Consider the following 17,656-nt stretch of genomic DNA (forward strand, 5'->3'; position numbering starts at 1 on the left):
GCCGCGTTACAGGCCGAGCCAGTCTTCGAGTGGCCCCTTCGGCAACGGCACCAGGAACCAGCGTTCGAACACGATGTAGGTGATCAGCGGCATGGCGAGCGCGACCGCCAACGCGGTCAGCCATCGATATCGGCCGAGCCGGCGCATGAAATAGGCGATGAATGCCGCGGAGGCGACGTAGAGCCCGACGAACGGCATCGATCCGACGTAGAGCGCGGTCGGGATCGCCACGCTGAAGACGTGGCGGATCTGGCCCCATTCGGCGAACAGCAGCTTCGGATCGCTGCGCAACGCACTCAACAGATTGATCGCGCTGGCGATGACGATGAAGATCCCGACATAGAACGGAAAGAACCCGGCGCGCGGGCCTTCGGCGCCCCAGCTGATTCCGGCCAGCAGGCTGCCGATGATCACCACGCCGCCGAATGCGGCAATCAGCGCCGCAACCACGGCCTCGACGCCGCGTTGGGTGGGGGCGGACGTTTCTGTCTCGATGACGGCCATGAAATCTCCGCGACGGAACCGGATGGCGGGCGTCGGCGTCCGGCGCTGTGGTCGATCAGGTCGTTTCGATCGGCTGCTGTCGGGTCATTGCAGTCGATCGGTTGCAGTTCCTCAATTCGCCGTCCGTCAATTGCCTTGGGCGAGGAAGCCGGCGTCTTTCATTAGCTTCTCGTGGCGTTTGTCTTCGCCATCGACCCATTTGGCGTAGTCGGCGCCGGCCATGAAGGTGGTGTTGAAGGCGCCGCTCTTCATGAAATCCTGCCACTCCGCGGTGTCGCGGACCTTCTTGAACAGCTCCACATAATAGGCGACCTGATCCGGAGTGGCCCTTGGCGCCATGAAGATGCCGCGCAGCATCAGATACTCGATGTCGAGCCCCTGCGACTTGCAGGTGGGGATGTCCCTCCAGGTCTGGCCATCGGCAATGGGGTCGTCATAGGCCATCGGCTTGGCGTCGAATACGCAGAGCGGCCGTAGCTTGCCGCCCCGCCATTGCGCCACCGCCTCGATCGGATTGTTGACGGTGGAATCGATGTGGTTGCCGACCAACTGAACCGCGACCTCGCCGCCGCCCTTGTAGGGAATGTAGGTGAGCTTGGCGCCGGTGGCTTTTTCCAGCGCCACGGTGATGATCTGGTCTTCCTGTTTCGATCCGGTGCCGCCCATCTTGATGCTGCCGGTCGGCGCGGCCTTGACCGCCGCGATATAGTCCGCGGCGCTCTTCAGCGGCTTGTCGGCATTGACCCAGAGCACGAATTCGTCGAGCGCCAGCATCGCCACCGGAGTGAGGTCTTTCCAATTGAACGGAATCCCGGTGGCGAGCGGCGTGGTGAACAGGTTCGACAGCGTGATGATGATCTTGTGCGGATTTCCGGCGGCGCTCTTGACGTCGAGAAAGCCCTCGCCGCCGGCGCCGCCGGATTTGTTGACGACCACCAAGGGCTGCTTCATCAGACTGTGTTTGGTCACGATGCCTTGGATGGTGCGCGCCATTTGGTCGGCGCCGCCGCCGGTCCCCGCCGGGACGATGAACTCCACCGGCCGTGTCGGCTCCCACTCCGCCGTGGCGGATGTCGCGAACCCGGCAACGCTTAGCGTTGCCACGATAACGGACGCAAGACCTGAAGCAGAACGGATCATCTGGCTTCTCTCCCGGTGGAATTGCTCAGCCGATCTTCGCCGGCGTGGTTGCTAACAATGTTCCATCAACCGCGGCGCCTTGCAAACAAAAAAGCCCCGAGAAACGGGGCTCATTGCAAAAAGAATCCCGCGGCATCGGAACGAAACGTAACACCGCCAAAAACCGGGGGAGCCCGGCCGGCGCGGCGCGAATCCGATAGCGGCGCGGAGAATGTTATTCCGCCGCAGCCGCCTTGCGCGGTGGTTCCAGCGCGCCGGAATCATGCACCTCGGCGACCTGCTGATCGCTGAAGCCGAGCACCTGCCGCAGGATCTCGTCGGTGTGCTCGCCGAGCAAGGGCGAGCGCATCACCTCGGTCGGGCTATCCGACATCTTGATCGGGTTGCCGACCGACAGATACTTGCCGCGGGTCGGATGATCGACCTCGACCACCGTGCCGGTGGCGCGCAGCGATTGATCCTCGGCGAGTTCCTTCATCGACAGGATCGGCCCGCAGGGAATGTCGTCCTTGTTGAGAATGTCCATCGCCTCGAACTTGGTCTTGGTCATGGTCCATTGTTCGATGCGCGCGAAGATGTCGTTGAGGTGCTTGAGCCGCGCCGCCGGCTTGGCGTAGTCGGGATGGGTTTTCCAATCCGGCTCGCCGATCACGTCGCAAATCTTCTCCCACACCGGCGCTTGCGTAATGAAGTAGATGTAGGCGTTGGGATCGGTCTCCCAGCCCTTGCACTTCAGAATCCGTCCCGGCTGGCCGCCGCCGGAATCGTTTCCCGCGCGAGGAACGGCATCTCCAAACGGAATGCCTTCGCCGAACTGGCTGTATTCCTTCAGCGGGCCATGGGCGAGGCGCTGCTGGTCGCGCAATTTCACCCGCGACAAATTCAACACGCCGTCCTGCATCGCCGCGGTCACCTTCTGGCCGCGGCCGGTCACCGTGCGTTGATACAAGGCGGTGACGATGCCGAGCGCGAGATGCAGGCCGGTGCCGCTATCGCCGATCTGCGCGCCGGTGACCAGCGGTAGGCCGTCGCGGAAGCCGGTGGTCGACGCCGCGCCGCCGGTGCATTGCGCGACGTTCTCGTAGACCTTGCAATCCTCATAGGGGCCGGGGCCGAATCCCTTGATCGAGGCGACGATCATCTTCGGATTGAGGCTCTGGATCTTCTCCCAGGAAAATCCCATGCGGTCGAGCACGCCGGGGCCGAAATTCTCCACCAGCACGTCGCAGCTCTTGATCAGCGCGGTGAGCACTTCCTTGCCCTTGGGGTTCTTGGTGTCGAGCGTGATCGAGCGCTTGTTGTGGTTCAGCATGGTGAAATACAGGCTGTCGACGTTCGGGATGTCTTGCAATTGCCCCCGCGTAATGTCGCCGACACCGGGGCGCTCGACCTTGATCACGTCGGCGCCGAACCAGGCCAGCAGTTGCGTGCAGGTCGGGCCGGACTGGACGTGGGTGAAGTCCAGAATGCGAACGCCGTTCAGCGCCTTGGTCATCGTCGTGCTCCGTGGTCGGTCGAGCCCAGCGTGTGGGCGGAAGCGGGGCGGCGCGGCGGCCCCATCAGCGAAACAGCTCCTGCCCCTGTGTCTCGACATAGGTAGCAAGTCGCAGCGTATGGTCGCGCGAGAGTTTCTCGGCGCGCTCGGTGTCGCGATCCTCGAGCGCCTCGATGATCGCCAGATGCTCGGGTAGCGAGGCGGCGATGCGATCGGCGCGACCGATCGTCAATTGCCGATAGCCGCGGACATGCAGCAGGATGTCGGTGGTCATATCGACCAGCGTCGGCGACTCGCCGAGCGAGATCAGCGCCTGATGAAACGCGATATTGGCCGTGGAATATTCCTCGATGTGATCCTGCGGCAGCCGATACTGGCTGAATTCCTTGAAGTAGTCGCGCAGCCCTGAGATGTCTTTCTTGCGGGCGGTGGTGGTGATCAGCCGTGCCGCCATGCTCTCCAGCGCCGCCCAGGCCCGGATCATGTCGACGATCTCGGCCTTGGTTTTGCGCACCACGACGATGCCCCGCCGCGGCACGATCTTGACGAAGCCATCCTGCTCCAGCATCGCGACGGCTTCGCGGATCGGGGTGCGGCTGACGCCGAGCTTGTCTGACAACGCCCGCTCGTCAAGCATGATCGGCTCCGGCGTGGCGTAGATATCCATCTTAAGGATGGCTTCCTTCAAGGCATCGTAGGCCTTGGTCTTGAAGCTGGTCTCCGGGGCGATCCGGACGATCGCAAGCTCTGGCTCTGCCATTCCGTCCGCCGTTCGAGCAGTCGCGTACGCGCGTCATTTTGTGGCATACCAGATGCCACGGCGTCAAGGCGCGCCCGGGGGTGTGGGCGAAGGTCGCGTTGGCAAGTCGCGGATTGGTGATCTAAATCAACTGCGACACCGAGCGGCCGTGGAAAGCACTGCGAGACCATGATCGTCGGGTTATGAGACTGGCATCAAAGCGAAACGAAGGCTCAAATTTTCCGATGTAGAGCGTGTCGGGATATTCGATTTTCAGATTCAGCCCAGCCACGCATTCGAAATTTTAGCCGGGGACACGCGATGAGCCAGAACACCAAGGGCGCCGGATTGCTGATCAGCGCGATCGGCGTCGTCTATGGCGACATCGGCACCAGCCCGCTTTACGCGTTGAAGGAAACCTTTGCCGGCCACCATCCGATCGCGGTGACCCCCGACAACGTATTCGGCGTGCTGTCGCTGGTGTTCTGGACGGTGATGCTGCTGGTCACGGTGAAATACGTCATCGTCATCATGCGCGCCGACAACCACGGCGAGGGCGGCAGCCTGGCATTGCTGGCGTTGGTCACCGAACTGACCCGGGGTTATCGCGTCTACTATCCGTTGATGCTGCTCGGCGTGATCGCGGCGGCGCTGTTCTACGGCGACAGCATGATCACGCCGGCGATCTCGGTGCTCAGCGCGGTCGAGGGCCTCGAAGTGGTGACGCCGAGGCTGACGCCCTACGTGGTGCCGATCACCGCGGTGGTGCTGACCGGCCTGTTCATGATCCAGAAGCGCGGCACCGGGCTGGTCGGCAAGCTGTTCGGCCCGGTGATGTGCCTTTGGTTCTTGGTGCTGGCCTTGCTCGGCATCGTCAATATCGTCGCAGCCCCGCACGTGCTGGGCGCGATCAATCCGATTTACGCGGCAGACTTCATCGTCAAGCATCCGATGATGAGCTTTTTTGCGCTGGGCTCGATCGTGCTGGCGGTCACCGGCGGCGAGGCGCTGTACACCGACATGGGCCATTTCGGCCGCTTCCCGATCCGGGTGGCGTGGTTCGCGCTGGTGCTGCCGGCGCTGCTGTTGAACTATTTCGGCCAGGGCGCGCTGTTGCTCAGCGATCCCAGCGCGATCCAGAATCCGTTCTTCCGGCAAGTTCCGGAATGGATGGTGGTGCCGATGGTCGGGCTTGCCACCTGCGCCACGGTGATCGCCTCGCAGGCGGTGATCTCCGGCGCCTACTCGGTGGCGCGCCAGGCGATTCAATTGGGATTGCTACCGCGGATGACCATCGTCCACACCTCCGGCGAGGAGGAGGGGCAAATCTATATTCCGTTCACCAACTGGACGCTGTACATCGCGGTGATGGCGCTGGTGATCGGCTTCCAGTCGTCGAGCAATCTCGCCGCCGCCTACGGCATCGCCGTCACCGGCACCATGATGATCGACACCATCCTGGTCGCCTTCGTGATGGCGCTGATGTGGCGCTGGCATTGGATCGCCGTGGCGGCGGTGGCGGGCACGCTGCTGTTGGTCGATCTCGCCTTCTTCTTCGCCAACATCATCAAGGTGGCGCAGGGCGGCTGGTTTCCGCTGTTCATCGGCGTGCTGTCGTTCACGGTGTTGACCACGTGGCGGCGCGGCCGCGAATTGGTGCGCAATCAGGTCAAGAAACTGGCGGTGCCGCTCGACGTGGTGATGCGCGCGCTCGGCCCCAACGTGTCGCGGGCGCGCGGCACCGCGGTGTTTCTCACCGCCGCGACCGACGGCGTGCCGCCGGCGCTATTGCACAATCTGAAGCACAACCAGACCGTTCACCAGCGCGTCGTGTTGGCGACGGTGATGACCGCGGACACGCCTTACGTTCCCGACAGCGAGCGCGTCACCATGACCGATCTCGGCGACGGCTTCCATCGGCTGATCATCCGCTACGGCTTCATGCAGACCCCCGACGTGCCGGCGGCGCTGGAATTGTGCAAGGCGTTCGGTCAGGAGTTCAACATGATGGCGACGTCGTTCTTCCTCAGTCGCGAGACTTACGTGCCGAGCCTCAATCCCGGCATGGCGCATTGGCGGGAGCGGCTGTTCACTTTCATGACGCTGAACGCCACGCGGGCCACCATCTTTTTCAAGATCCCCACCGACCGGGTGGTCGAATTGGGCACCCAGCTGGAAATCTGAGACGGCGCTCCGCAATCGGCGATGTGAACAGCGCCCTCAATCCGATCTGATACACTCCACCTCGAACGCATTCAGTGGAGGTTTGAGTCGATGAAGATCGGTGTGATCGGGCTGGGGCAGATGGGCGTCGGCATGGCGGCGTCGCTGTTGAAGGCGGGGCACGAGGTGACCGTCTACAACCGCAGCCGTGCCAAGGCCGATGCGCTGGCCGAGCAGGGCGCCCATGTGGCTGGCAGCGTCGCCGAGGCGTGCCGCGGCGACGCGGTGCTCACCATGCTGGCCAACGACGCCGCCGTCGAAGCCGTGCTCGGCGGCGAGCAGGGTGTGCTGGCGGCTCTTGCCAACACCGCGGTGCATATCTCCTCGAGTACGATCAGCGTCAAATTGGCCGAACGGCTGACCGCCGACCACCAGGCGGCCGGCCAGCTTTTCCTGGCGGCGCCGGTGTTCGGGCGGCCCGAGGTCGCCGCCGTCGGCGAGTTGGCGGTGGTGGCCGCCGGCAGCGAAGCCGCGCTCGCCGCCGCAAAGCCGGCGCTGGATGCGATCGGCAAACGCACCTTCGTGATCTCGCCGACGCCGAAGGCCGCGAGCTTGGTGAAGCTCAGCGGCAATTTTCTGATCGCCTCGGTGATCGAATCGCTCGGCGAGGCGATGGCGCTGGTCGCCAAGGACGGCATCGATCGCCAACAATATCTCGAGATCCTCACCTCGACGCTATTCGGCGCGCCGGTCTACAAGACCTACGGCAAGCTGATCGCCGATGGAAAATTCGAGCCGGCCGGATTTGCGGCGCCGCTGGGCTACAAGGATGTCAGTCTGGTGCTGGCCGCCGCCGGCGATTTGCAGGTGCCGATGCCGGTAGCCAGCCTGTTGCGCGACCGCTTTCTTGCGCTGCTGGCGCAAGGTGGCGAACACCTCGATTGGTCGGCGATCGGCGGGTTGGCCGCGCGCGATTCAGGCGCAACCGAACGATGATGGCTGCGCTCGCCGCGAGGTCAGTACGCTGATCACCAAGGCCGCGGATCGCACGGCAACCATGCCGCCGTCGCGATCCGCCGACCCGCGACGGCGAAGCTGCCGCGCAGCAACGGCAGCAGCTCCGCAAACGGCAGATCGTTTCGCCTCGGCTGCGCACAGAAACGACCGCTTGGTAAGTCGAAGCGAAGGGCGACGTCGCAAAAATCCAGGAACTGGCGCGCGAGCGGATAGTAGCATTTGTAGACGCTCTCCTTGGCCGAAAGACTGAGGGCGTCCCAATGCTCTGCACCGCACGATTGTCAGCGAGGCCAGCATTGTCGTTCCTCCGCAGAACAGACGTGGTCCTGCAGCGCGACTTCCAACGCCCGGTTCTGCTCCACGTCGATTCCGATCGATCGCAGATGTCGCGCTTGCGCGACGGCGACCGCGCAATAGTCCGCGTCATGGCTGATGCTGCCGCAGACGCCGGCCGGCCAGGACGAAAGACGATCCGGACGCGCGGGGATCGGAGTTGCTGGATGTCCCATGATCCGCAACGCGGCGCGGGCACAATTGCGTCCGGCCGTGAATTCACGGACTCGGCAGGGCGCGGTCTGATCGTGTCGATCATTGCTTCCGCCGCCAGCACCGCCGAGGCTGCGGTGCGCACCGCGCTGATGATCGAAGCTTCCAGAATCGCAAACGGAAATCCGGTATCGCGCCGATTGAGGATCAGCACGGCGGAGGCCCGCGGCATGCCCGCGGCAACGGTTTCGGGCCAACTCGCGATCCATTTCAGTCCGGCCACCGGCTGCTCGTCGTGCAGATCGGCGGCAAGCGCGATGATGCGGTCGGTGGGCCGATCATCGAACCGCAGGAAGTGGCTGCGCGGATTGCTGGCGCGCCCTTCGGCGTGCGCCAGATAGGCGTCGCGCACCACGTCGACCATTTCCGGCAGCGCCTCGGCCAGGATCGCCGAGACGGCGCTTCCGGGCACCACGCCGAAGGCAAAGCGATCGCTAGGTACCAAACAGGTCATCGTGGATATCCAGTTGGTTGGCGTCGGTGGGCTCCAGCGGGCAATTGCTTTCCAACAAGCCGGGGAAGCGCTCTCGCACCCAATCGTCGTCGTAAATCGTATCGACGTAGTGGTCGCCGAGATCGGGTGAAACCGCGACCACGCAGGCGCTGCTCGGAATCCGGCGTCCGCGCTTCGCAACAGCAGCCAGAACGGTGCCGGTCGAACCGCCGACCAGCAGGCCGCGCGCCGCGATCCGGCGGCACATTGCGATGGTGTCGCGCTCAGACACGTACACCAGTTCGTCCATCGCGCTAGCGTCGGCGATCTCTGGACGTCGGCTGGTTCCCAAACCGGGAATGTGACGTTTGCTCGGCTTGCTGCCGAAGGTGATCGAGCCCACCGCGTCGAACCGCGACGATCCGGGTGGTCGGCGACGCCCGTCGCAAATAGCGTGAGACGCCGCCGAGCGTCCCGGTGGTGCCAGCGCCCAGAAAGACGTAGTCGGGCCGGGGGAAGGCCTGCAGGATCTCGGGACCGGTGAATCGCTCATGCGCCCCGGGATTGTCGGGGTTGGCGTATTGGTTGAGCCAGATCAGATCGGGGTCCTGCTGCAGTCGGCTCCTGATGTAGGCGATCCGGCTGGCCAGATAGCCGCCATTGTCGTCGGGCCAGGTGACCATCGCGACCTCCGCCCCATAGGCCCGCATCAGTTTGTAGGTTTGCGGCGACAGGTTCGGCTCGCTCACGCAGGTGAAATGGTAGTTGCGCTCCGCCGCAATAGCGCTGAGCGCGAGGCCCAAATTGCCCGACGAACTCTCGATCAAGCGCGAACCGGCTTGCAACTGCCCGGACCATTCCATCTGTTCGATCATGTGGCGGGCCGTCTTGGTCTTGATCGACGTCCCGAGACTGAAGCCCTCGATCTTCAAATGCACATTGATACCGAGGCCGGGGACCAAGAACGGAATACTAACGAACACATCCCCGAGAATTAGTTCACTTGGGCGTTTGGCGAGCATGGACTCCCCCCGCGATATGCGTTAAGTATACTCAACTCCAGATAGTAGTTAGATAGAGGTGCTACCTCGAAGTGGAGCTGGCGCAATCTTGCGAACCGCTCCGCATCACCAATGCGATCGAGGAACTGGTGCGGCAACATGGAGTCGAACTGCTGCGCAATCAATATGGGCCGACCGAAACCCATGTCGTCACCGATCGGCTGCTTGGCGGCGATCCCGCTGGCTGGCCGCGTTCCCCACCGATCGGCCGCCCGATCGATGGCGCGCAAGCCTTGATCCTGGACCATGGTCTCGACCTGGTGCCGTTCGGAGTGCCGGGCGAGTTGTATATCGGCGGTAGCTGTCTTGCCCGCGGTTACGCCGCGCATTCGGATTGGACCGCCGAGCGATTTCTGCCCAACCCGTATTCTGCCATTCCCGGCGCGCGGATGTATCGAACAGGTGATATCGCGCAATGGCGCAGCGATGGCGAGATCGCGTTTCTCGGTCGCGCCGACAATCAGGTGAAGATCCGCGGCTATCGCGTCGAAATCGGCGAGGTCTCGACCGTGCTCGCCAACCATCCCGCAGTGCGACAGGCCGCTGTGTGGGTCGCGATCGATCCGATCGGCAGCCGCAGCCTGGTGGCCGGCGTCACCGCCGAACCGGGCCCACCTGCCGCCGACGCCGATGAGCTGCGCAATTACTGCCGCTCGCGGCTGCCAGACTACATGGTGCCGGCGCGTTTTGTCGTCGTCGATCACCTGCCGCTGACGCATAGCGGCAAGCTCGATCGGGCGCGGCTGCCGGCTCTGCAGCGCGTCGCGGCGGTTTCGGCCCGCGCGACGACGGCGCCGCAAACGCCGAACGAAAAACTGCTGGCGACGATCTGGAGCGACATCCTGCCGCCCGGCGAGTTCGGCGTTCAGGACAATTTCTTCGATCTCGGCGGTCACTCGCTGATGGCGACGCAGATGGTGTCGCGGATTCGCGCCGAGTTCGGTCTGGAATTGCCGCTGCGCGCGGTGTTCGAGCGGCCGACGATCGCGGCATTGGCACAGCACCTGTTCGAACTGCAGGCGAAACGTCTCGATCAGACGCAATTGGAGACGTTGCTCGCCGAAATCGGCGATTGACTTTGGCGACTGAAACAGAGGGCAGGCGATGAGGCAGGACGAGGACGACAACCGGCAATATGCCGCGGTGAAGAACCCGGAAGAGCAATATTCGATCTGGCCGATCGATCAGCCGGTCCCGGCGGGCTGGACAGCCGCGGGGTGCACCGGCAGCAAGCAGCACTGCTTGTCCTTCATCAAGGAGGTCTGGACCGACATGCGTCCGCTCAGCCTGCGCGGGCAGCTTGGTCGAAGCGCAGGAGGCTGAGGTGCAGCGAAATTCCTCGGGCTGGATTCGCCGCAGCGGGCGCGATGCGCCGGCGCGGCTGATCTGCTTTCCCTACGCGGGCGGCAGTTGCAGTGCCTTTGGCGGATTGCAGCAACATCTGCCGTCGATCGAGATCTGCGGCGTCCAACTGCCCGGACGGCAGGACCGCTTGGCGGAGCCGCCGCTCGACGATCTCGTGCCTTTGGTCGAGGCCCTGCTGATTGCGATGCGGCCGCTGCTGGATAAGCCGTTCGCTCTGTTCGGCTACAGCAGCGGTGCCATTCTCGCCTTCGAACTCGCCCACGCTCTGCGCGATGTCGCGGGTCCGGCGATGCGTCATTTGTTCGTCGCAGCAGCCGGGGCTCCGCAACTCGGGCTCGATCATCCGCGCATCGCCGAACTGCCGGTGCCGCAATTTCTCGCCGAATTGATCGCGCTCGGAGGTCTCCCGCCAGAGCTGGGCTCAGACCCTCATCTCGCGGACCTGGTGCTGCCGATGTTGCGGGCGGATGTCCGCTGGCACGAGAACTACGTCTTTCGGCAGCGACCGTCGTTGACCATTCCGATCACCGCGCTCGGCGGCCACGACGATCGCTTCGTCGATGTCGCGCGGTTGGCCCGGTGGCGGGATCTGACCGCCGGCCCATTCGGACTGGACCTGTTGCCCGGCGGGCATCTGTTCATCGCCGATCAGCACAAGACGGTCGCCGAACTGATCACACGGCGCTTCCGATGCATTCAGCCGGCGAGCAATGTCTCGCGTAACGAGGTCGTCAACCGCTGAGGGGCCGCATGTCCGTCCAACCGAGGCTGAAGATCGTCTTTCTCAGTTCCGACGACGCCCATCAGCGCTATCTGGCGGCGCAATTGCACCGCCGTTTCACGTTGCGCGGGGTGGTGGTCGAACCCGCACGCAGTCAGCGGCGGCGGATTGCCGCGCGCGGCAAATATCTCGATTGGAGCCATGTCGATCAGGCGGTGCCGGATCGATAACGCCTGCGATGGTCGGAGACGAGTGCAAGTACGTCAGCGCCTCACGTTGGAGACTAAGTCGAAGTAGGTCAATATGTTGAGAGCGGGAGCCAGATTCAAATTCAGCGGACGCATTGCGGACGACGACATTCGCCATCGCTTGCTCGGCGAAGCCAAGGACATGATCGCGCCGAGCTATGTCACCGTGCCCGGAGGACAGAAGGTGCCGCAATACGCGCCGACCGTGATCGGAACCAGCACCGCCTATGATCCGGCCACCGACTGCGACGGCAACTTCATGTCGTACAAGTTCCAGCCGAACAACAATTGCTACAACTACTCGTGCAATATCGCGACCAATTCCTTCGCGCAGCCGGGTCGGATGCACGGCTTTTCTCTCCGGGCCGATGAACGGCGCCGATGTGGTGAAAGGCGCGCAGTTGGACGGGCTGGTGCTGCTGTCGGCCACCAGCATCGCCGAGGCGACGCAACAGGCGGCCGGAAAACCGGGGCACGTCGTGGGGCTGCTGATCTCGCCGACCGACAATTCGGTGGACTGTCCGGGGGACTACCATTGGGTTCGCTGCGACGCCTTCGGCCCGCCGATCTCGTGGTCGCAGAAGGACGGCGGCGATCAGGTCACCAATTTCGACTTTGCCGGGGCGGCGATCAGCGACCCGGCCACGGCGAATTGGACGGTCAACCAAGGCCCGATGATCTCCGGAAGCATCGACGACGTGGTCGTCGCGTATTCGTTCTACGCCGACATGCTGGTCGGCCAGGGCGTGTCGATCATCTGAATCGAAACTGCCACGCGGCGATCGCCGCAATCACCGGCTCTGGTCGGAGCCGGGCATCATGAGGAGGACAATATGGCAACTGTCGTGACAATGGATGTGTATTCCGGACGCCCCAATCCGGTATGGCGGCTCAGCGATCAGGAGGAGTCCGCGCTGAACGAGCGGCTGTCGTCGCTGTCGCGGTTGACCGATCAGCGACCCTCCGGCATCGTCGGTGGACTCGGCTATCGCGGCTTCACGGTGGCCAGGCACGATCCGACTTCGGATGCCATCGGACAATTTCGGATCCATGAATCGATCGTGGATCGCGGCGTCGGTCTGCCGAACTTGGTCGACAACGCCGAGGCGGAGAGCTTTCTGCTCAACGCGTTTCGCGGCCAGTTGCCGGCCGACGTCTACGAGCACGCCGTCGCCAGTCTGACGGGGACCCGGAATTTCCGGTTGAGCGAGCTGGCGGCGCCGTGCCCGACGTGCCACGCGGCCGATGCTCCGGCGTACAATCCATCGGCTTGGAATATCCCGTCGGTTCAGCCCAACAACAATTGCTACAATTATGCCAACGACAACGCCACCAACACCTTTGCGCAGCCGGGCAGGGCGCATGGCAAGCAGGCGAGCGTGCTCGATTGCGCCCACGTTGAACCGGCGGCGGCGGCCGACGGCCTGGTGGCCGCGGCGAATTTCACCGCCAATCTGGCGGCCGGCGCGGGGTGGTACGTCGCCCTCGTGATCTGGCCGGGCACGGATTATCATTGGTATCGGCAAGACAAGGTCGGCTGCTGGTCACACAAGCCGGGCCAAACCGCGGTCAGGGACATCGACAATGCGGGCAACAAAATCGTCGATCCGAAGACGTGTAATCGTGGCCCCTATACTGTGTTCTGTGATTATATGGTCACCAAGCGCGGGCTTACGATCTCTTGACGTTGTCAGCGCCGGCGCCGCCGAGTTGCCGGCGGCGTCGGCGGTCCATCGAAGCGAAAGGGTGCCAACCGTGCCGCCGGTCGCTCAGGTCGAGATTGATGTGTTCTCCGGCAGGCCCAATCCGCGGTTCGAACTCGACGACGGGAAGGCTGCCCGGCTGAAAAGCCTGCTGGAGCGACCGCGCCGACCGTTCTCGGGCGACCCACCGGACCCAGGACTCGGCTTTCGCGGCTTCGTGGTCGAGCTGGATGCGGCCGAGAGCTACCGAGTGGTGGGCGGCATCGTGATCCATGGAACGATGGCGTTCGTCGATCCGCAGCGCGACGTTCACGATTATATCGTCGCCAACCTTCCACCGGAGATGAAGGCTCTGTTGCAGCCGTTCTTGCCCTAAGCCGACTGCAGCGACATCTCAGTGGCGCCCTGTTCGGGCGCCGGTTTGTCGCTGGACGCTTCGGCGATGCAGATCGCCGTGGCGTCGCGCAACGTCGCCGCGACGAAATCCGCATTGGCGCCGTCGCGCAACGCCTCGAGTTCTGTGCCGTCTTTGTCGCTGTTCCAGCAGCCCAGCATGATCTTCGCCCCCGGCATTTTACGGCGCAGCCGGCGAACCGCGTATCGCAGATGGGCCGAGCTGCTGGTGTCGAGATACGACAGACAGACCAGCGCGACTCCGGCCGGATCGAGGCGGAAGATGTTCTTGGTCGAGAGCGAATCGGCGCTCTCCACCCGGGCGCCGAGGCCATGGGCGGTACACAATTGCGCCAGCAGGGTTGCGGCGGATTCATCCAACGCGGTGCGGCCGGCGATGCACAGCAGCGGCTGTTCGCCGCGCCACGCCGGCAGACGATCGGCTTCCGACAACGACGGCAGATCCTCGTCGCGCGTGCCCTCGGCCTGCTCGACCGCCGCGATGGCCTCGGCGTCCTCGGTCGAACCGCTGGTCGGTTCGCGGTCTTTTTGATCGGCCAGATCGTTGGCCAATTCGATCACCGCATCGCGGATTTTCACCATCCGGGCCTGGTCCAAGGCTTCGCGATCGAGATCGATCTGCGCGAGTTTCAGCCCCTTGATGGCGACCTCGTCGAAATACGACGCCAGCGATCGCTCCTTGAGAAATTCTTCGGCCTTCTCGGTCGCCTCGGTCGGATCGCCGGCCAGCATCCGCTGATAGAAGATTTCGGGCGGCGACAGCGCGGGCCGGTCGCCGAACATGATGTCGAGAAACGCCAGCCGCTCGACGTGCCGGCCCAGCACGACCAGACAGACCGTCAGCGGCGTCGCCAGCACCAGGCCGATCGGCCCCCACAGTGCGGTCCAGAACGTCGCCGCCACCACCACCGCCACCGCGGACAGCCCGGTGCTGCGGCCGTACAACAGCGGCTCGACCACCTGGGCGATGGCCGGCTCGATGACGAAGAACAGCGCGGCGGTCCAGGCCAGCATGCTCCAGCCCGGATCGACGGCTGCGGCTAGCGCCAGCGGAAACGCCGCGGCGATCACCGAGCCGATGTAGGGCACGAAACGCAGCACCATCGCCAGAATGCCCCACAGGATGGCCGAGGGGATTCCGATCAGCCACAAGCCGGTGCCGATCAAAACGCCGAACCCGGCGTTGACCAGCAGCTGATTGAGAAACAAGCGGCTGAGCCGCGCCGCGGCGTCGTCGAGCGCCGCCGTGGTGCGCTGCAGATCGTGCGAGCCGGCGAGCCGGATCAGCCGATTTCGCAGATCCTCGCGTTGGATCAGAATGAAAATCACGAAGATGACGATGATGCCGGTGGTCGCCAGCGGCGACACCAACGGTGCGATCAACGAGCGGATGCTCTCCAGGGCCCCCGGATCGGGCTGCCGGACTTCGACGGGCACCGGCGCCACCGCCGGGCGCTGCGTGTCGCCCCCCAGCCTTGGCGACGGCGCGGCGCGCGTGCCGTTCGGTCGATCGAGTTCCTTGCTGAGATCCTGCAGCATGTCGGCGGCGCGTTCCAGCGTGCCGCCGCCGACGGTGGCACCGCGCAGCGACTGGATCTTGGATTGAATGGTGGTCTCGTAACGCGGCAGCTCCTCCGCGAGGTGGGCCAGTTGGGTCGCAACGAGGCTGCCGATGCCGAAAATGATCGCGAAGGCCAACAGCACCACGCCGACCACGGCGCCGCCGCGCGGCACATGGGCCCGCTGCAGCCACGCCACAGGCGGGGCCAGCACGAAGCTCAACAGAATGGCCAGGGCCACTGGGACGAAGATTTCTCGCCCGAGATACAACGCCATCACGATGATGACCGCAAGGATCGCCAGCGCCACGGCGCCGACCAACGGCACCACGTCTTCCAGCGTTTTCGCTTTCGCCAATTTTGCGACCATGGTCAGATTCTTCTCGCGTGGCCGCTCGGGTCGAGGCGCGCGATGCCATGGCACGTCTGCCGGATTGCGCCGCGCGATTGCTCGCTGCATTCCAGCCATCGGCGCCGCGGATCGAACGTCTCATACCGAAAGCGCTCAGATAGGCTACGGCAGACAATAAGAACGGCGCGGATTTGTTCCGGCGGTCTTGAAATCGCGCGAGGCGGCTCAGTCGCGCGACAAAGCCGCCAAAGGATCGAGGAACGAGGCTTGGCGGGCCGGCAGATAGCCGAACACCACGCCGATGCCGGTCGAGCAGATGAATGCGGCGATGATCGAGCCGGCCGACAGGCCGAGCTGAAACATCGGCACCAGCGCGTTGAAGGTGGCGGCGAGGCCATAGGCGACGGCGACGCCGAGGCCGCCGCCGATCAGGCACACCATCACCGCTTCGATCAGGAATTGCTGCAGGATGTCGCTGCGCCGCGCGCCGACCGCCATCCGTACCCCGATTTCGCCGACCCGCTCGGACACCGACACCAGCATGATGTTCATGACGCCGATGCCGCCGACCACCAGCGAGATCACCGCGATCGCGGCGATCATCAGCGTCAACGTCTCGGTGGTGTTGGTGATGGTCTTGCGAATGTCGTCGGTGTTGAGAATCACGAAATCCTTCACGCGATGCCGCAACGTCAGAAACCGGGTGACATCCAGTTCGGCGGCTTTGGTGGTGACCTCGTCGTTGACCTTGACCAAAATGCTGCGCAGCGACGAGTTGCCGAGAAAGCGCGCCTGCACCGTAGTGTAGGGCAGATACACCGAGAGATTCTGGCTGGAGCCGAAGCCGCCCTGCTGCTGTTGCGTCACGCCGATGATTCGGCACGGCACCCGGCCGACCAGCAGCACCTTGCCGATCGGGCCATCCGGATCGTCGCTGAAGAACGTTTGCCTTGTCTTTTCGTCGATCACCACGTCCTGGCTGACATCGCGCAGGCCGTCTGCGTCGAAAAACCGGCCGGCCGACAATTTGGTGCCTTTCACCGCGAAATACTGATCGCCGACGCCGTTGACCAGCGCGTTGGCCTCGAGCGGGCCGTGGCGCAACGTGCTGCTGGTCGAGACCGTCGGCGTCACGCCGTCGATGTAAGGTTGCAGCCGCAGCGCGCGCGCGTCCGCCACCACCAGCGTCTTGATCTTGGAAGAGCGCACGTCGCCGAGGTCCTTGCCCGGAAAAATCTCGATCGTATTGGTGCCGAGGCTCGAGATGTCCGCCAGCACCTTGCGCTTGGCCGCGTCGCCGACCGCGACGATGAACACCACCGAGGCGATGCCGATGATGATGCCGAGCATGGTCAGGAAGGTGCGCAGCCGGTGCGCGGCCATCGCCAGCATCGCCATCCGGAACGCTTCGCCGATGCGGTCGAGCCGGCTTTGCCACGGCCATCGCGATCGGGGCTGGGCTTGTGCCGCAGCGGCCGTCGGGGCTGCGACCGCGGGGGACACGGTCGACGTGGCGCGGTCGGCGATCACGACGCCGTCGCTGAGTTCGATCACTCGTTTGGCCCGCGCCGCCACCGACGCATCGTGGGTGACGATGATCACGGTCTTGCCGTCGGCGTGCAGCTCGTCGAGAATCCGCAGCACCTCGTCGCCGCTGCGGCGGTCGAGCGCGCCGGTCGGCTCGTCGGCCAGAATGACGTCGGCGCCGTTCATCAGCGCGCGGGCGATCGACACCCGCTGCTGCTGACCGCCGGACAGCTGGTTCGGCCGGTGGCTGGCGCGGTCGGTGATGCCGAGCCGTGCCAATAGGCCATTGGCGCGGTCGCGCCGCTCATCGCGGCTCTGCCCGGCGTAGATCGCCGGGATTTCGACGTTGCTGAGGGCGCTCAATTCCGGCAGCAGATGGTAGCGCTGGAAGATGAAGCCGAAATGTTCGCGGCGCAGCGCCGCCAATTCGTCGGCGTCGAGCGACGCGGTTTCGCGGCCGGCGATCTGGTAGCTCCCCGAACTCGGTCGGTCCAGGCAGCCCAAAATGTTCATCAGCGTCGATTTGCCGGAGCCCGACGCGCCCATCACCGCGACCATCTCGCCGGGCTCGATGGTCAGATCGAGGTCGCGCAGCGCCACCACGGTGGCTTCGCCGGAGGGATATTCCCGGCGCAGGCCGCGCAGCACGATGGTCGAACGCGCCATGGC

16 protein-coding genes and 2 pseudogenes are annotated in these 17,656 nt (G+C 64.3%); 9 read left to right on the forward strand and 9 right to left on the reverse strand.

Translation table 11 applies throughout. The features are described from left to right. Nucleotides 1–6: 6 nt before the first annotated feature. The 4 genes from RPC_RS09280 to RPC_RS09295 form a co-directional block, all read right to left on the reverse strand. Nucleotides 7–504: a tripartite tricarboxylate transporter TctB family protein gene (locus tag RPC_RS09280; RefSeq protein WP_011472315.1), complete on the reverse strand. Its 498-nt coding sequence runs from the start codon at nucleotides 502–504 to the stop codon at nucleotides 7–9. Between the two features lie 126 nt (nucleotides 505–630). Further along, on the reverse strand, nucleotides 631–1,644 hold the full coding sequence (locus RPC_RS09285; RefSeq protein ID WP_011472316.1) for a Bug family tripartite tricarboxylate transporter substrate binding protein: 1,014 nt from the start codon (nucleotides 1,642–1,644) through the stop codon (nucleotides 631–633). Nucleotides 1,645–1,858: 214 nt separating this feature from the next. After that, on the reverse strand, nucleotides 1,859–3,139 hold the full coding sequence (gene frc / locus RPC_RS09290) for a formyl-CoA transferase (protein WP_011472317.1): 1,281 nt from the start codon (nucleotides 3,137–3,139) through the stop codon (nucleotides 1,859–1,861). Between the two features lie 64 nt (nucleotides 3,140–3,203). Next, nucleotides 3,204–3,899 (reverse strand): GntR family transcriptional regulator, encoded by a 696-nt coding sequence (locus RPC_RS09295; protein ID WP_011472318.1) that lies wholly within the window; start codon nucleotides 3,897–3,899, stop codon nucleotides 3,204–3,206. 300 nt (nucleotides 3,900–4,199) lie between these two features. Here RPC_RS09295 and RPC_RS09300 point away from each other — a divergent pair, with 300 nt between their 5' ends. Next, entirely contained in the window at nucleotides 4,200–6,062 is a 1,863-nt protein-coding gene (locus RPC_RS09300; protein ID WP_011472319.1) for a potassium transporter Kup, read from the forward strand. A gap of 90 nt (nucleotides 6,063–6,152) precedes the next feature. Beyond that, complete coding sequence (locus tag RPC_RS09305) at nucleotides 6,153–7,037, forward strand: NAD(P)-dependent oxidoreductase (RefSeq protein WP_011472320.1); 885 nt, start codon at nucleotides 6,153–6,155, stop codon at nucleotides 7,035–7,037. Nucleotides 7,038–7,339: 302 nt separating this feature from the next. Here the strand turns inward: RPC_RS09305 and RPC_RS26610 are convergent, their stop codons facing one another. The 3 genes and pseudogenes from RPC_RS26610 to sbnA form a co-directional block, all read right to left on the reverse strand. Next, nucleotides 7,340–7,813 (reverse strand): 4'-phosphopantetheinyl transferase family protein, encoded by a 474-nt coding sequence (locus tag RPC_RS26610; protein WP_208855640.1) that lies wholly within the window; start codon nucleotides 7,811–7,813, stop codon nucleotides 7,340–7,342. Then, nucleotides 7,717–8,058, reverse strand: a pseudogene (locus tag RPC_RS26760) (2,3-diaminopropionate biosynthesis protein SbnB); the annotation flags it as partial. The gene RPC_RS26610 and the pseudogene RPC_RS26760, both read right to left, overlap by 97 nt. Then, nucleotides 8,039–9,059: pseudogene (gene sbnA, locus RPC_RS09315) on the reverse strand (2,3-diaminopropionate biosynthesis protein SbnA). The pseudogenes sbnA and RPC_RS26760, both read right to left, overlap by 20 nt. Nucleotides 9,060–9,187: 128 nt before the next feature. Between sbnA and RPC_RS09320 the strand changes: the two are divergent. The 7 genes from RPC_RS09320 to RPC_RS09350 all read left to right on the forward strand — a co-directional run bounded on the left by RPC_RS09320 (nucleotide 9,188) and on the right by RPC_RS09350 (nucleotide 13,511). Further along, nucleotides 9,188–10,174: a phosphopantetheine-binding protein gene (locus tag RPC_RS09320; protein WP_167532064.1), complete on the forward strand. Its 987-nt coding sequence runs from the start codon at nucleotides 9,188–9,190 to the stop codon at nucleotides 10,172–10,174. A 28-nt stretch (nucleotides 10,175–10,202) separates the two neighbouring features. Next, entirely contained in the window at nucleotides 10,203–10,421 is a 219-nt protein-coding gene (locus tag RPC_RS09325; RefSeq protein ID WP_011472322.1) for an MbtH family protein, read from the forward strand. Between the two features lies 1 nt (nucleotide 10,422). After that, nucleotides 10,423–11,205 carry a thioesterase II family protein gene (locus tag RPC_RS09330; RefSeq protein WP_011472323.1) on the forward strand — a complete coding sequence of 261 codons (783 nt, stop codon included), beginning with the start codon at nucleotides 10,423–10,425 and terminating at the stop codon, nucleotides 11,203–11,205. Between the two features lie 8 nt (nucleotides 11,206–11,213). Continuing rightward, nucleotides 11,214–11,414, forward strand: coding sequence for a hypothetical protein (locus RPC_RS09335; protein WP_041801611.1), 201 nt, complete (start codon nucleotides 11,214–11,216; stop codon nucleotides 11,412–11,414). 386 nt (nucleotides 11,415–11,800) lie between these two features. Then, nucleotides 11,801–12,193: a hypothetical protein gene (locus tag RPC_RS09340; RefSeq protein WP_041801612.1), complete on the forward strand. Its 393-nt coding sequence runs from the start codon at nucleotides 11,801–11,803 to the stop codon at nucleotides 12,191–12,193. Nucleotides 12,194–12,265: 72 nt separating this feature from the next. Then, nucleotides 12,266–13,117 (forward strand): hypothetical protein, encoded by an 852-nt coding sequence (locus RPC_RS25005; protein ID WP_011472325.1) that lies wholly within the window; start codon nucleotides 12,266–12,268, stop codon nucleotides 13,115–13,117. Nucleotides 13,118–13,187: 70 nt separating this feature from the next. Then, nucleotides 13,188–13,511 (forward strand): hypothetical protein, encoded by a 324-nt coding sequence (locus RPC_RS09350; RefSeq protein WP_157043166.1) that lies wholly within the window; start codon nucleotides 13,188–13,190, stop codon nucleotides 13,509–13,511. On the opposite strand, the gene RPC_RS09355 is transcribed toward RPC_RS09350, so the two are convergent. Further along, nucleotides 13,508–15,478 (reverse strand): AI-2E family transporter, encoded by a 1,971-nt coding sequence (locus RPC_RS09355; RefSeq protein WP_041801614.1) that lies wholly within the window; start codon nucleotides 15,476–15,478, stop codon nucleotides 13,508–13,510. The genes RPC_RS09350 and RPC_RS09355 overlap by 4 nt on opposite strands. 207 nt (nucleotides 15,479–15,685) lie before the next feature. Then, nucleotides 15,686–17,653: a MacB family efflux pump subunit gene (locus RPC_RS09360; RefSeq protein ID WP_011472328.1), complete on the reverse strand. Its 1,968-nt coding sequence runs from the start codon at nucleotides 17,651–17,653 to the stop codon at nucleotides 15,686–15,688. Nucleotides 17,654–17,656: the final 3 nt, after the last annotated feature.

Source organism: Rhodopseudomonas palustris BisB18, assembly GCF_000013745.1.
GTDB lineage: Bacteria > Pseudomonadota > Alphaproteobacteria > Rhizobiales > Xanthobacteraceae > Rhodopseudomonas_A > Rhodopseudomonas_A palustris_F.

What these genes read in the sequence shown, in the direction of transcription:
- RPC_RS09340 (WP_041801612.1), top strand. Translation starts at nt 11,801, where the DNA reads ATGAACGGCGCCGATGTGGTGAAAGGCGCGCAGTTGGACGGGCTGGTG.
- RPC_RS09335 (WP_041801611.1), top strand. Translation starts at nt 11,214, where the DNA reads ATGTCCGTCCAACCGAGGCTGAAGATCGTCTTTCTCAGTTCCGACGAC.
- RPC_RS09360 (WP_011472328.1), bottom strand. Translation starts at nt 17,653, where the DNA reads ATGGCGCGTTCGACCATCGTGCTGCGCGGCCTGCGCCGGGAATATCCC.
- frc (WP_011472317.1), bottom strand. Translation starts at nt 3,139, where the DNA reads ATGACCAAGGCGCTGAACGGCGTTCGCATTCTGGACTTCACCCACGTC.
- RPC_RS09295 (WP_011472318.1), bottom strand. Translation starts at nt 3,899, where the DNA reads ATGGCAGAGCCAGAGCTTGCGATCGTCCGGATCGCCCCGGAGACCAGC.
- RPC_RS25005 (WP_011472325.1), top strand. Translation starts at nt 12,266, where the DNA reads ATGGCAACTGTCGTGACAATGGATGTGTATTCCGGACGCCCCAATCCG.
- RPC_RS09285 (WP_011472316.1), bottom strand. Translation starts at nt 1,644, where the DNA reads ATGATCCGTTCTGCTTCAGGTCTTGCGTCCGTTATCGTGGCAACGCTA.
- RPC_RS09355 (WP_041801614.1), bottom strand. Translation starts at nt 15,478, where the DNA reads ATGGTCGCAAAATTGGCGAAAGCGAAAACGCTGGAAGACGTGGTGCCG.
- RPC_RS09300 (WP_011472319.1), top strand. Translation starts at nt 4,200, where the DNA reads ATGAGCCAGAACACCAAGGGCGCCGGATTGCTGATCAGCGCGATCGGC.
- RPC_RS09280 (WP_011472315.1), bottom strand. Translation starts at nt 504, where the DNA reads ATGGCCGTCATCGAGACAGAAACGTCCGCCCCCACCCAACGCGGCGTC.
- RPC_RS26610 (WP_208855640.1), bottom strand. Translation starts at nt 7,813, where the DNA reads ATGGATCGCGAGTTGGCCCGAAACCGTTGCCGCGGGCATGCCGCGGGC.
- RPC_RS09325 (WP_011472322.1), top strand. Translation starts at nt 10,203, where the DNA reads ATGAGGCAGGACGAGGACGACAACCGGCAATATGCCGCGGTGAAGAAC.
- RPC_RS09305 (WP_011472320.1), top strand. Translation starts at nt 6,153, where the DNA reads ATGAAGATCGGTGTGATCGGGCTGGGGCAGATGGGCGTCGGCATGGCG.